Source organism: Streptomyces sp. NPDC016851 (assembly GCF_055562795.1).
In genome coordinates this window covers 88,097-100,928 of the sequence record NZ_JBVHEP010000012.1, presented here as the reverse complement: position 1 = coordinate 100,928, position 12,832 = coordinate 88,097, and the positions used below count along the sequence as shown (strand labels likewise).

General features: G+C 68.2%; 11 protein-coding genes. 7 read left to right on the top strand and 4 right to left on the bottom strand.

Features of this window, described 5'->3' with window-relative positions; translation table 11 throughout:
* Positions 1-141: 141 nt before the first annotated feature.
* Entirely contained in the window at positions 142-1,632 is a 1,491-nt protein-coding gene (locus tag ACZ3I3_RS20765) for an aldehyde dehydrogenase (protein WP_467367077.1), read from the top strand.
* A gap of 375 nt (positions 1,633-2,007) precedes the next feature.
* On the opposite strand, the gene ACZ3I3_RS20760 is transcribed toward ACZ3I3_RS20765, so the two are convergent.
* Both ACZ3I3_RS20760 and ACZ3I3_RS20755 read right to left on the bottom strand, forming a co-directional pair.
* Entirely contained in the window at positions 2,008-2,856 is an 849-nt protein-coding gene (locus ACZ3I3_RS20760) for a hypothetical protein (protein WP_467367075.1), read from the bottom strand.
* Positions 2,857-3,028: 172 nt separating this feature from the next.
* Positions 3,029-3,580: a hypothetical protein gene (locus tag ACZ3I3_RS20755; protein ID WP_467367073.1), complete on the bottom strand. Its 552-nt coding sequence runs from the start codon at positions 3,578-3,580 to the stop codon at positions 3,029-3,031.
* Between the two features lie 413 nt (positions 3,581-3,993).
* Between ACZ3I3_RS20755 and ACZ3I3_RS20750 the strand changes: the two genes are divergently transcribed.
* Positions 3,994-4,695, top strand: a complete 702-nt coding sequence (locus tag ACZ3I3_RS20750; protein WP_406008053.1) for a restriction endonuclease — start codon at positions 3,994-3,996, stop codon at positions 4,693-4,695.
* A gap of 180 nt (positions 4,696-4,875) precedes the next feature.
* Here the strand turns inward: ACZ3I3_RS20750 and ACZ3I3_RS20745 are convergent, their stop codons facing one another.
* On the bottom strand, positions 4,876-5,139 hold the full coding sequence (locus ACZ3I3_RS20745) for a hypothetical protein (protein WP_467367071.1): 264 nt from the start codon (positions 5,137-5,139) through the stop codon (positions 4,876-4,878).
* Positions 5,136-5,942: a hypothetical protein gene (locus ACZ3I3_RS20740; protein WP_467367069.1), complete on the bottom strand. Its 807-nt coding sequence runs from the start codon at positions 5,940-5,942 to the stop codon at positions 5,136-5,138. The genes ACZ3I3_RS20745 and ACZ3I3_RS20740 overlap by 4 nt, the downstream gene beginning before the upstream one ends.
* 210 nt (positions 5,943-6,152) lie before the next feature.
* On the opposite strand from ACZ3I3_RS20740, the gene ACZ3I3_RS20735 reads away from it, so the two are divergent.
* From ACZ3I3_RS20735 to ACZ3I3_RS20715, 5 genes are all read left to right on the top strand, one after another.
* Positions 6,153-6,818: an HAD family hydrolase gene (locus ACZ3I3_RS20735; protein ID WP_467367067.1), complete on the top strand. Its 666-nt coding sequence runs from the start codon at positions 6,153-6,155 to the stop codon at positions 6,816-6,818.
* A 929-nt stretch (positions 6,819-7,747) separates the two neighbouring features.
* Positions 7,748-8,530 carry a hypothetical protein gene (locus tag ACZ3I3_RS20730; protein ID WP_467367065.1) on the top strand — a complete coding sequence of 261 codons (783 nt, stop codon included), beginning with the start codon at positions 7,748-7,750 and terminating at the stop codon, positions 8,528-8,530.
* Complete coding sequence (locus ACZ3I3_RS20725) at positions 8,527-9,732, top strand: hypothetical protein (protein ID WP_467367063.1); 1,206 nt, start codon at positions 8,527-8,529, stop codon at positions 9,730-9,732. Before ACZ3I3_RS20730 ends, ACZ3I3_RS20725 begins: the two co-directional genes overlap by 4 nt.
* A complete protein-coding gene (locus tag ACZ3I3_RS20720) occupies positions 9,729-11,162 on the top strand; it encodes a hypothetical protein (RefSeq protein ID WP_467367061.1) in 1,434 nt (477 codons plus the stop codon). Before ACZ3I3_RS20725 ends, ACZ3I3_RS20720 begins: the two co-directional genes overlap by 4 nt.
* The gene (locus ACZ3I3_RS20715) at positions 11,159-12,535 is read left to right on the top strand and encodes an AAA family ATPase (protein WP_467367059.1); all 1,377 of its coding nucleotides are present in this window, start codon (positions 11,159-11,161) and stop codon (positions 12,533-12,535) included. The genes ACZ3I3_RS20720 and ACZ3I3_RS20715 overlap by 4 nt, the downstream gene beginning before the upstream one ends.
* Positions 12,536-12,832: the final 297 nt, after the last annotated feature.

Here is a 12,832-nt window from a genome sequence, read left to right as displayed (position 1 = left end):
AAATCGTCAGGGTTTCGCGTGGAAAATCTCAACGTCGGCTCAGTGATGTGAAGTCACCTCACGGCTGCCCACCATGGGACCGACAATCAAAGGCGGGCCAGGGCCGCGGTCTCCGACCCGCTGACGACAAGGAGGTCGGCGATGTCTTCGTACGCGACCATCCAAGCCTCGGCCCTCATCCAGGACCGACTCTTCATCGGCGGCGACATGGTCGAGCCGGAGTCCGAAGACCTGCTCGAGGTCATCTCTCCGGCGACCGAGGAGCAGTTCGGTTCGGCTCCCTCCGCCACACCCGCCGACGTTGCGCGAGCTGTCCGCGCGGCCCGTGCCGCCTTCGACGACGGACCGTGGCCGCGCATGTCGCCTCAGGAGCGAGCGGACGCCCTGGAGCCCTTCGCCGACCATCTCCGGTCGCGCGTCCCGGAGATCGCTCGGCTGATCACGGAGGAGATGGGCTCGCCGATCAGTTTCTCCCATCACCTCCAGGCACCGGTTCCCGTCATGCTCCTCGACTACTTCCGGGGGCTCGTCGCGACCTTCCCCTTCGAGCAGGACCGAGCAGGCCTCACCGGAACGTCTCGGATCCTTCGGGAGCCGGTCGGCGTCGTCGGGCAGATCGTCCCGTGGAACGCCCCACTCATCCTCACGATGGTGAACCTGGCCCCCGCCCTCATCGCCGGATGCACCGTAGTGCTCAAGCCGGCGCCCGAGACGCCGCTCGACGCGTACGTGCTCGCCGAGGCCGCGATGGAAGCGCACCTGCCTCCGGGTGTGCTGAACATCGTCCCCGCCGACCGCGCGAACAGCGAGGCACTGGTGCGCCATCCGCAAGTCGACAAGATCAGTTTCACCGGAAGCTCGGCAGTCGGGCGACGGGTCGCCGCCCTCTGCGGTGAGCAGTTCAAGCGGGTCACCCTGGAGTGCGGCGGGAAGTCGCCCGCCATCATCCTGGAGGACGCCGACCTCGACAGCGTCGTGCCGGCCCTCATGCCTTACGCGATCATGATGTCCGGCCAGCACTGTCTTGCGCAGACCCGGATCCTCGCGCCTCGAAGCCGCTACCGTCAGGTCGTCGACGCGATCTCCGAGGCGGCGGCCGCGCTGACGGTCGGTGATCCACACGATCCCGCCACCGAGGTCGGCCCACTGGTGGCGGAACGCCAGCGTCGGCGGGTCGAGGACTACATCGCGAGTGGGCGGCAGGAAGGTGCGGCGATCACGGTGGGCGGCGGCCGTCCATCGAGCCTGACGAAGGGCTGGTACGTCGAGCCGACGATCTTCGCCGACGTCGAGAGCCGCATGCGCATCGCCCAGGACGAAATCTTCGGTCCGGTACTCGTCGTGATCCCCTTCGACGACGACAACGACGCCGTCCGCATAGCCAACGACTCCAAGTACGGCCTGTCGGGAAGCGTGTGGACCGATGATCAGGACCGAGCCCTGCGGATCGCCCGCCGAGTCCGCACCGGAAGCCTGACGATCAACGGATACCGAATCGAGTTCGGCGCGCCCTTCGGCGGCTACAAGGAATCCGGGATCGGCCGGGAGTTCGGGCCCGAGGGACTCGGCTCCTTCACCGAGTACAAGACGATCAACCTTCCCAACGGAACGGCCCACGGACAACCAGACTGAGGAAACGGAGACGGACAACGCCGAAGGGCCCCACCGCGAACGGTAGGGCCCTTCGACATCGTGCCCGGTGAGGCACTGGCGGAGGATACGAGATTCGAACTCGTGAGGGGTTGCCCCCAACACGCTTTCCAAATGTTCGTCCGGGGGTTCTGGGGCGTACGGCAGCGTCCTGACCTGCGGTGCAGCTGGTCCGAGCGGGGGTTCTGAACGGTGCTGTACGCCGGTGAATGCAACCAGAACTGCAACCGCGGAAGTGGAGCCGCGTGAGCGTGCCAGCTTCTGCTCGTGGTTCCTGGTCAGCGGGGAATCGCCTTTTTACTCCCCGCTCTGAGACCAGGCAGCGGTGAGCGCGGTGACCGGGTCACTTCCTACTGGCTACTTCTGATCGGACGCGGTTGCGGCCGAGAGCCCTCTTTCGGGCGTCAGGTAGCCGATTCCGGCATCCACGATCCACTCGGCAGCCGTGGGATCGAGTTTCCACGGGCTCTCCAGCAGCGCGGAACGCAGAATATCGCGGTCCTCCACGGAGGGCGGCTCGACGCTCAGTCTCTCCCTGCGCTCCCCGTTAGAACCCCAATGGGGCTCGGTCGCATCGTCAAGGACGCGAATGAAACGTTCGACGCGGTCGGGCCATGTGGGATGCGCCCACCACTGGGAGCAGGCCAGGGCACCGTGGCAGGCGGTGCGGAGGAGGCCGAATCGGACGCCCTTGTCCTCCATCTGTCCGGTAAAGCCGCTGAGGGCCCGATCCGCGTGGTCCTCGTACTCTTCCAGGTCTTCCCTGGAACGAGCCAACTCGCCGAGAGTCATGCCGGTGGGGAGCCTGCGCTCAGCATTCGTCAGCCATCGGAAGATACGACCGACAAGGACGTCCACATCCTCCACGTCGGTCCCTTCCAGCGCGCTGCTGCTCGCCGAAATGATTCCGGACTCGATGCACCAACCCTTCAGACGTCGACGTACGGCATCCGTGGTGTAGCTGTTGATGCGCATCATGTCGCCGTCCGACAGTCGGCCTTCGGCGTGCCAATTCTCGACGCAGCTGTTCCGCCAGGCGCCGTTGGTGATGCCGATCGCCACGAGATCCAGCAACGTGGCCAGGTGGCTGGGGTCAACGCCGGCCTTGCTGCGAAGGGTCTCCTCCATGACCTCGTCGGTCATCATGGCCTGCGCTTCTTGAATCATGCGCTGCACCTCAGGGGACATGCCGTCGTCGTTAGCCATGCCAGGCGGCCTCTCGCGCGTTGTCGGGTGTGTGCAGTTGAGGGTAAGGGTGAGCAGTGACAGTGGCCGACTGGCAACGGCACTTTGCGCTTTGCCTAGTTCGGCCGCTGACCGCTCCTGAAGGGCACGGCCAGGGCGCGTGCTTTTGGGTTCTCAAGGTTGCTTTACGGAATCAGCGGTTGCGTCGGCGAGATGCCTTGGCTTGCTTCTGCCGCTTGCGCCGCGCTTCCGCCATCCGCCGCTGGGCTTTGAGCCTTGCAGTCTCTTCGGGAGTGCGCATCGCGAGGAGGAACGCAGCCTCTACCGCTGTCTCGTCGTCCAGTAGCCATGGAGGACACGTGCCGGTGAGGGTTTCGGTGTCTGCGTCCACGGCTTCCTTCAACGCGTCCAGCAGGTCCTCGCCGCGTTCGTACTCCAGCAGTTCGAGGGGATGGCCGTACACGCAGCCGGAACCGACCGGCGTCTCCCGGAACTCGCAGGAGTCGTAAGCGACGACGCCGCCCTTATGCCCGCGGGCTTCGCCAGACGGTATCTCTTCGCCATAGGAGTTGGCGCCTTGTCCGCGGCGAGCTTCCGGCCCTCCGAGGAAGGGGCAGACCATCGCGCTGTAGATCATGCATGACCGGTGCCCCGGCCCCTCCTGGGTTGGTGCCATGTTGAGGAACTTGTCACCGACTCCGCGTGAGAGCACTTCCGCCAACATCTCGGTTTCTTCGGTATCCACAACCCGCCACACCGGGCCGGGCGGCATCTCCCGGCCGCATACGGTGCATCTGCGCTGCGTCAGACAAAGGAACACACGTCTCATGCTCAGTGAGGCGAACTGGGGTATGCCTCCTTCCCACGGTGTGATCGCCGGGATGGGGTAGCCGCGAGGGTCACGTGGCCGAGCAGCAATTGCAGGAGGCATAGGCACATCGGAAGGGCGCATGTGACCCACAGTAGTTGCGCGATACTGCGTGCGACTGGCGATTGCTGAGACAGGCCACCTGGTAGGTCATCGATGCGCTCGAGTCGACGTCTGACGTTAGGTATAGGCCCGGCCATCTCGATCTGGCCATGGCCGACTTGCGCCCTTCTCACGCTGCCAGAGGCTGCCCAGACTGCCGTTCAGGACCTGGGGAAAGGGCTTCAATCATGGCTGGGCGTAGACAAGGTGCGGCTGCTCGCAGGCGGCGAGCAGCGCGGCTGAAGTCGGCGGCGGTCGGCGGTGGGCTGGCACTGGTCCTGCTGGTTGTCTTCTGGTCGGTCGTGTGGCCGTACCTCGTCGGGGTGTTGATCCTTGGCGGAGTCGCGGCGACTGGCTGGTGGCTGTGGCGTACAGATCGGCTCGTGCGCGGGCGGGACCGTCTGTGGCGGCAAGAAGAGGCGGTGAAGGCCGGTCACCGGACGCTCGCCGAGGTGGATGCGATGACCGGCACCGAGTTCGAGGAGCTGGTCGCGGAACTCTGTCGGCGGGACGGGTGCATGGAGGTCCGGCGGGTGGGCGGTGCGAACGACAACGGCGCTGACGTCGTCGGCCGCCTCCCGGACGGCCGGAGCGTGGTGATCCAGTGCAAGCGCTACGCGCCGACCAGCACGATCGCGAGCCGTGAACTGCGCGATCTGCTGGGCGCCAAGGTGCACTTCGCGGCTGACCTCGCCGTGTTCGTCACGACCACGCGGTTCAGCCGCCACTCAGAGAAGTTTGCGTTGCAGCACGGAATCCTTGCCGTGCACCGGGACCACCTCGGGCTGTGGAACAACGGGGCCTCTCTGCTGTCCCTGAGTGAGGTGAACGGCCAGGGGCAGGGCGACTCCCGTCACCGAGCGCGCTGGAAGCAGGCGTACGAGAAGTAACCGGCCTCGGGTAGAGCGAGGCCGGATCACGATCCTCGGCCACTTTGGTGCCGTACGCCTCCGGGCCGCGTAGGTAGAGCGCGGCTTGCACCGCCGTGCTCACCGTCATCCAGAATCCCTCGGCAAGGGGCTACCTGATCACCGCCTTGCACGCCGGACAGGCAGCGGAGACCGTGCGCTTCACGGAGCTCGGGTTTCCGCGCTCGTCATCGTCGTCGGCCCGGATGCCGGGCCTGGCCGCTGCAACGTCTCGCCGGCGTCTCCTAGGCTGAAGAGAAGCGCCAGGACGGTCATGACGCCCACTGCCGCTCCGATCGCGCCCACCAGGTCTCCTCGGGTGGAGGAACCAGTATGGGTCCGCGTGGTGTGCTTGTAGACGGCGAGCCCGACGACGCAGCCGATGACGAGGAGCATCACGGCTTCGGAGGAGATCTGTACGGTCATCGCTGGCCTGCCTCGAAGAACTGCGGCCGACTGATCTTCCCGCTCGCCGCGAGCACGCGAGCGGTTCCGCGGAGCCGGCGCAGCTGTCCCTCGACCGCGCGGGCGCTCATACCGCCCAGCAGAGCACCGATTTCGCGCTGGTTCAGCTCCGGACGGCGCAGCATGAGCGTGCAGATGGCAGCAGCCTCCGGGGTGGCCTCGCTGAGTATCCGCCGCAGCGTGTCACGCGAGGCGACCGTTTCGGCGGAGTCGTCGAACAGGCTGAGCTGACCGGGGAACACGGCGTCGGTCTCGGTGAGGTTGAGGAGCCCGTAAGCCATCACCTTCACTTCCCGGCGCCGCTTCCGGGACCAGGTCTTGAAGACGTCGCCGAAGGCCATGACGCATCCGCCCACGAAGAAGGTGAACATGCTGGCGCCCTTGTCCGGGTTCCATTCGCCGCCGCGCAGCGAGCGCTCCAGGAAGCGGGGTGCGGCCGCCGTGACGCTGTCCACGGCCAGGGCTTCGCGCACCTCTGAGGTTCGGGCGAGGATGGCCAGTTCGACCTCCGAGGCGTCGAAGGCCACGTTGTAGCGGTGGCAGTGATGGGAGATGGTGCCCGTGCGCATCCATGCCGTCAGGGTGCGGATGCCGTAGGTCCACAGCTCCTGGGCAAAGACGTCGTAGCGGGGGCCGCAGAACTCGACCCGCAGCAACTCGTCGTACAGCCTCCGGTCCTGCACGAGGGTCGGGGGAGGCGGATCGTCCCCGTCCTCGAATGGGATCTTCACCTTCAGCTCGGCCTCGTCGCCACTGCTGATCATTTTGAGCAACACCAGTCCTCGTACGGTAGTTGTAAGTCTGGCGACTCATATGGATGCGAAGACTCGAGACCCCACACTTTGCTGCGACTTTTTTCTGGCGTTGCCGACAATTTCTTGGGCGCTGTGCTTCGGCGGTCAGCGATGGCAGGACATGGAGCCTGCTCAGTGGGGTGGATCCGGAGCTGACGCTCGCGCACTGGGGTGCGGGATGTGCTGCAGCCCCTGGTTCTCTTCGACCTCGACAACACACTCGCGGACCGGCGGGGAACGCTCGCCGACTGGGCCGCCGAGTTCACCACCGAGCACGGTCTGGAGGACGAGGAGCAGGCGCACGTCCTAGGCATGGTGGCCGAGCCGGCCTATCCGTTTACCTTTCGTGATCCGGACCGGTACCGGCTGCCCATGTCGACGGCGGAGTTGTGGCGTGCGTACTGCAACGACATCTCGGCCTTGGTGTCGTGCCCGGCCGAGTTCCTCGACGGCTTGGACGAGCTGCGTGGGGCCGACTGGCGAGTGGGGGTGGCGACCAACGGCGCGGTGGACATCCAGCGCGCCATGCTGCGGGCCATCGATATCGCCGAGAGTGTGGACGGCGTCTTCGTCTCCGACGAGGCCGGCGCGCGCAAACCGCAGACCCGGCACTTCGTCCTGGCAGCGGCCCGCTGCGGCACCGTGCTGGGCGACGTCGGTTGGATGGTCGGCGACAACCCGGTCAACGACGTAGGCGGCGGACGCTCCGCAGGGCAGGCTGAGCACCATCTGGATCGGCAACGACCGCTCCTGGCCGCCGGACGGGATCACACGGTGCCGCATGCACGCGCCGCCATCGACCTGCTGCTTCTGCACTCCGCCGGCCACACGAGGACCACGGCATGACAGACACGATCGGGCTGCTACACCCCGGCAGCATGGGCTCTGCCTTCGGCGCCCAGCTGAGCGCGCGGCTACATCGTGCTGTGGTGCCCCGACGGACGCAGCGACACAACCCGCCGCCGGGCCGAGCGGGCGGGCCTCGAACCTGAGGCACTGCCCGAGCTCGTCTCCCGCTCCGACGTGCTGCTCTCCCTGTGTCCTCGCGCCGCCGCGGAGGAGACTGCAGCCCCGGTAGCCGAACTCGACATGGTCGGCGCGGGCACGATCTACATCGAAGCGAGCGCCGTCTCACAGTCGCGCGTGCAGCGCATCGCCGACCATTTGGACCCGATGCCGGTCATCGATGCCGTTGTGGTCGGATCGCCTCTGGTGGGCGGCAAGTACCCGACGCTCTATCTCCGGCCCCAGCAAGCAGCCAACCGGATCGCCGAACCTTTCACCGGCACCGATGTGCGGCCCCACGTCCTGGGCGGCACCATCGGCAAAGATGCTCAGCCGCACAGCTCGCCGAGGTCCGACCCCGTCCGATCACCGCAACTGAGATCAAGCACGACGAAGGGCCCCACCGTTCGCGGTGGGGCCCTTCGTCGTGCTTGGTGGGGCACTGGTGTTCGTCTGGGGGTTCGGCGAGGGCCGGGACGTTCTGACCTGCGAGGGAGCGGGTTCTCATGGGGGCTTCGGACGGAGCCGGACGGGGGTGAATGAGACCAAAACTGAGACCAGAGGTGGCCACGTTGCCCCTGATCAGCGACGGTCACGAAGCGTATGAGAGGGCATTGGCGACGAGCTCCCGCGCGGAGATCAGCCGGCGTCCGTGGGTGCAGTTTTTGCTACATCCATCTCTTTTCCGACGAGAGGCATCGCAAAGCTGGAAAAAGCTGGGAGACCCAGGAGGTATTGGCAATGCTGGGAGAGGCGGGTACTCTCGGGTGGTGCCTGAAGAACACTCCACCTCTGCTGACCTCGCCCGAGCGGTCGAGGAGCTGCAGCGCGCCCTGGCCCGCGCCCGCGGGCAGGACATCGACGCGACCCTGCTCGGTGCGGTCGACACCAGCCTCACCGAAGCCCGCAACACGGTCCGTGAACTGGCCCGCCCCACCGGGACCGGCACCAGGATCGGTAAGGCCAGCGTGCGTAGCCAGGTCATCGAAGCGCTCACCGACCTCGGCGTGCCGACCAGCGCCGCCCTCATCGCCGCCTACCACCGCGCCGTGTTCGACTCCGAGCTGCACCCGCGCGGGCTGACCTCGCTACGCCGTGACGAAGCCCGGACGCTGGACAGCAGCAGCTCCACGCCGGTACTGGTCGTACCGACCCTCACCCCCCAGCTCGCGCCTGCCCGCGGCCTGTTCGCCCTGTCGACCTGGCCCGGATGGCTGCGCATCACCGGCGTGTACAGCGAACGGGTCAACCACCTGCACGCCGTACGTCGGATGCTCGACTACCTGCAGAACCTGCCCGCGGCCGACGAGCAGCACCGCGCAGCGATCACCAGTGTGCTGCTGAACTTCGGGCAGAGCATCGACGGGCTCAGCTTCGCCGGCATCGACGTCGCAGCCGCCCGCGCGACCGTCGACCATCAGCTGGCCCTCATCGAGGGCAAAGACCGCGCCGACCGCGAGTCCGCCGCCGAACTTCTCGCCAAGGAGCCCGACATCACCGCGCAGTTGTTCGGCAAGAAGAGGACCCTGCGGGTCGTGGGAGGCGACAAGTGAACCATCGCGCCAACACCGGACCGGCCGCTGACCCGCGTCTCGACACAGTCCGCGGCACTCAGAAAGCGGTCCGGCTCAACGCCCGCCGGGTCGCCGGTATCGCCGACAACCCCGGCTGCCGGCTGCGCACGGTCGCCGACCTGGCCCGCATCAGCCTCGAGAAGACCTCTGAGTCCGCTGGCGTGCCCGCCCCGTACGGTCAGTCGCCGTTCGCGATCACCCGCGGCAACGCCTTCGAGCGGCGCCTCAAACGTGACACGAACTACGACATGCTCTTCGCCGCGCTCACCCAGGCGATCGGCCTGCCACCGGAACGGTACAGCGTCGAAGACCTCGGCGAGGACGGCCCGATCGGCCTGGCCGCGGTGCAACGCCGCGCGTACACCACAGTGCAGAAACTGCGCTGGATCCTCTCCGGTGACCCCGACGCCCCTGCCCTGCTCGATCACCCGGTGCTCACCCTCGTGGTCGCCGGTGAAACCGTCTACGTCGAACCCGACGCGCTTGCGCTGGTCGCCGTCGACGGCAAGTTCGTCCTCGTCGAGATCAAGTCGTTCCCGTCGGTCGACCAGGTCATCGACAAAGCCAAAGCCGCCGCCGCAGCCCGGCAGGTCGCCGTCTACGTGCACGCGTTGCGCCAGGTCGTCGCGGATCTTGGCCACGACCCGAACGTCATCTCCACCGACGCGGTCCTGATCACCCCGGAGAACACCACCACCAGCGCAGCCGTCGGCAGTCGGCTGCCGACGGCTGACCGGCTCATCCACCTGCAGCGGCAGCTGCAGCGCATCACTAGCATTAGCAACATCCTCGACGAGCTGCCGTCCGGGTTCACCCTCGACCCGCAGGCCGCCGACCTGGTCGGCCTCGACGACGACGCCCGTCAAGACGCACTCGCCGACAAGCTGCGACAGGTCCCCTCGAACTACGTGCCGGGCTGCCGGTCCGCGTGCGGGCTCGGCGAGTTCTGCCACCTCGAAGCCGTCACCGCCGGCAACCCCGTGCTGATCGGCCCGAGCGTACGCGACGATCTCGCCGGCATTCGCGACCTGCGCCAGGCCACCCGCATTGCCGCCGGGCAGCCGCTGCCTGCTGACACCGATGCGCCCGCCGATACGTCCCTGGCGCTCCGCCGCGCCCGCCGTATCGAAGACGCTGCCCGCGCCCGCGTCGCGGCCCGCCAGGCCGGAGGAGTCGCATGAGCCTGACCGCGCTGCGCCACGCCGAAGCGTTCGATACCGGCCGGGCCGTCCCGGCCGCCGCGCTGCGGCACCTGCACGTCGAGCAGAACCCGTTCGTCGTCGCGTTCCACGTCCTCGCCGGGGAACCGTTCGCCCTGCTCGGCATCACCTGGGGCACCGAACCGGCCCGGCCTGCTGGGTACGCCGTGGTCGCCGAACCCCGCAACCGGGACCTGCGGTACGCCGGCCTGGAAGCGTTCGCGCAGGCCCTCAACGACCACGTGGCCCCCTACCTGCAGATCAGCTACGACGGCCGGGGCCAGCCGCAGGCCGCCGCCGCCCCGCAGATTGTCGTCCCGAACGCCGCTGCCGCCGACGCGCTCGTGCAGATGGCCGGCCGCGGTGTGCGCTACTCGCCCGGCGCGCCGATCGCCGCGCAGTGGGCCGCCGCGCACCTGACGTTCCTCGGCCTGGAGTACGGCCGGGCTGGGCAGGCAATGCTTGTGCCCGCGACCACCGCACTGCGCACCCACTGGGTCACCGGGCAGGCCGGCGTCGAGGACGAGAATCTCGCCGCGTTGCTCGCCTGGATCGACCCGGACCCGGCACACACCAGCCGCGCGCAGCGGATCGCCGCGATCGCCGCCGCCGAGAAACACGCCTGGGGGCCGCTGCGCGACCCTGCCGCCGACCGGGACCTCATGACCCTGGTTATCACCCACGGCCGCGCCCGGCCCGGCCGGGCCCGCGACTTCGCCGCCCGCCGCATCATCGACGCGGTCATGCCGGAGCTGCGCCACGCCTACTCCGGCACCCACCGGGCGATGCAGCTGCTTCGCACCCTCGAACTCGCCCCCTCCGCCGCCGCCCGAGCCAGCACGGATCGCAGTAACTGGGCGTATTACGCCAAGCGGTGCACCGACGGGGTGCCGCGCTTCTCCGCGCGTGACTCCGTCGGCTGGGCACCGGTCAACGCCGCCGAACTCGAAGACGCTGCGAACGTCGTGCCCGCGCAGATGGCATATGACGACCCGCTGGTCATGGCCGTCGCCGAGGACACCGGCGCCGCGTTCACCGGCGAAGTCGTCTACCTCGACGAGGAGAACCGCGAACGCCGCAAACGCAACCGGGTCAAAGTGCCGATGATCGTGGTACGCACCCCGGACCGGCCCGCGTACCCGCGCGGCACCCGGGTCCGGTGGGCGGCACACCCGCGCGTGGTCGCTGAGATCCGCTCGGCCCAACCCGACCAGCGCCAGTCCGGCGACCACCCCGACGACCGGCCCTACCTCGTCGAGCTCGCCTTTCTGGCGAACTGGCGCGCCCAGCCGTTGCCGACCGAAGGGCAGTGCGTCACCTTCGCGACCAGTTCCCCCGAATCCTCCGGCCGGCTCGCGACCGGTCCGATCCCAAGCTCCTGGACACACGAACCACAGGGAGTGCCTGCATGAGCAGCCCGCAGCCGCCGCTGTCGTACGCGGCCGTCGCCGCCGCCGACCTCAACAACATCCTCGGACTGCTCAACCAGCTGCCGACCGACGACTCGGCCGTCATCGTCAAAGCACCTCCGGGTGCCGGGAAATCGACACTGGTCCGCGGGGTGGCTCGGGCGCTGGAAGCCGACGAGCTCGTCCCGATCGCGACGCAAACCAACGCCCAGGCCGATCAGCTCGTCCTGCAGCTGCACGCCGAGAACCCGACCCTGCGGGTCGGCCGCCTGTTCGCCGGTAACACTCCCGCCAACCAGGTCGCCGCCGCCGCGGCCATCAGCGGCGGGATGCTACTGGCCGCCAACAAGTACGGCGACCTCGTCCATGACGGCGCTCGCATCATCGTCGCCCCGGCCGCCAAGTGGGCGCACATCCAGACCAATGGGCCGTTCCCGTGGCTGATCGTCGACGAGTGTTTCCAGATGCGCGCCGATATGCTGCAGCGCATCGCCCCGAAAGCCCGCCGGATGCTGCTGATCGGGGACCCCGGCCAGCTGTCGCCGTTCACGGTCCTCGACACCGACCGGTGGCAGGCACTGCCGCACTCACCGATCCGCCCGGCGATGGACGTGCTGACCACCAACCGCCCGGGCCTGCCCGAATATGCGATGGGGGTGTCGTGGCGGCTGCCGCCATCCGCGGCCGGGCTCGTCGCCGACTGCTTCTACCCCGATGTGCAGTTCATCGCTGGAAGCATTCCGGCCGCGCGGACGCTGACCTTCACCCGCCCACGCATCGGCGCGACCGTCGCCGACGACGCCCTCGAGCAGGCCGCTGCGACCGGCTGGACGTACCTGGAGCTGCCCGGCCGGCACACCGCCCGCGCGGACAGCCAGACCGCGCAGACGATCGTCGACGTGGTCATCACCGCCCTCAACCGGCAAGGCACCGTCGTCTCCGAACTCGACCACGAACGCGGCGGCCGGCTGCTGACCGCCGCCGACCTGGCCGTGGTTACCACGCACACCGCCCAGGCGAACCTCGTCCTGACCGGCCTGGAAGACGCTGGCGTTGACACCAGCGCGCTGACCATCACCACCGCGAATAAGATCCAGGGCCGCGAGTTCGCGCTCACCATCGCCTGGCACCCGCTCGCCGGGCGGGTCGACGCGACCGAGTTTCACGTCGACCCGGGCCGCATGTGTGTGATGCTGTCGCGGCACCGGCACGCCTGCGTCGTCGTCGGCCGCGCCGGGACCGCCGACATCCTGCTCGAGCACCCTGACAACACCGACCTGATCATCGGCGAGCCCGAACCGCAGGTCGACGGAGTCACCGCCCACCACCAGGTCCTCGAGCGCCTCGGCGCGCACCGCATCCCCGTGGCCGCCTGACACAAGCGCGGACCACCAGCATCAGTGGCGTGGCGGCAGTTCGCGCCGACAGTCCTCGCTCAGGTAGCAGCCCACCCAGGCAAGCCCAACCGCGAGGTCGCCATGAGCGTGAAGGTGCCGACGCTGATCGGCGACAAGCGGCCCGCCGCACGCAGCACCATCACGTACGGCACCCTGCCGCCCGACGTCTAGCGCCACGCCCTGCATGCCCCGGCCCTGGACGGCACCGTGCCGCACACCGGCTACCTCGAGGCAGGGCACACGCACGTTTTGCAGGCGGCCTCAGTTAGCGCCACG

Coding starts and splice junctions, on each gene's coding strand:
- ACZ3I3_RS20765 (WP_467367077.1), top strand. CDS start 142: ATGTCTTCGTACGCGACCATCCAAGCCTCGGCCCTCATCCAGGACCGA.
- ACZ3I3_RS20760 (WP_467367075.1), bottom strand. CDS start 2,856: ATGGCTAACGACGACGGCATGTCCCCTGAGGTGCAGCGCATGATTCAA.
- ACZ3I3_RS20750 (WP_406008053.1), top strand. CDS start 3,994: ATGGCTGGGCGTAGACAAGGTGCGGCTGCTCGCAGGCGGCGAGCAGCG.
- ACZ3I3_RS20745 (WP_467367071.1), bottom strand. CDS start 5,139: ATGACCGTACAGATCTCCTCCGAAGCCGTGATGCTCCTCGTCATCGGC.
- ACZ3I3_RS20740 (WP_467367069.1), bottom strand. CDS start 5,942: ATGATCAGCAGTGGCGACGAGGCCGAGCTGAAGGTGAAGATCCCATTC.
- ACZ3I3_RS20720 (WP_467367061.1), top strand. CDS start 9,729: ATGAGCCTGACCGCGCTGCGCCACGCCGAAGCGTTCGATACCGGCCGG.
- ACZ3I3_RS20715 (WP_467367059.1), top strand. CDS start 11,159: ATGAGCAGCCCGCAGCCGCCGCTGTCGTACGCGGCCGTCGCCGCCGCC.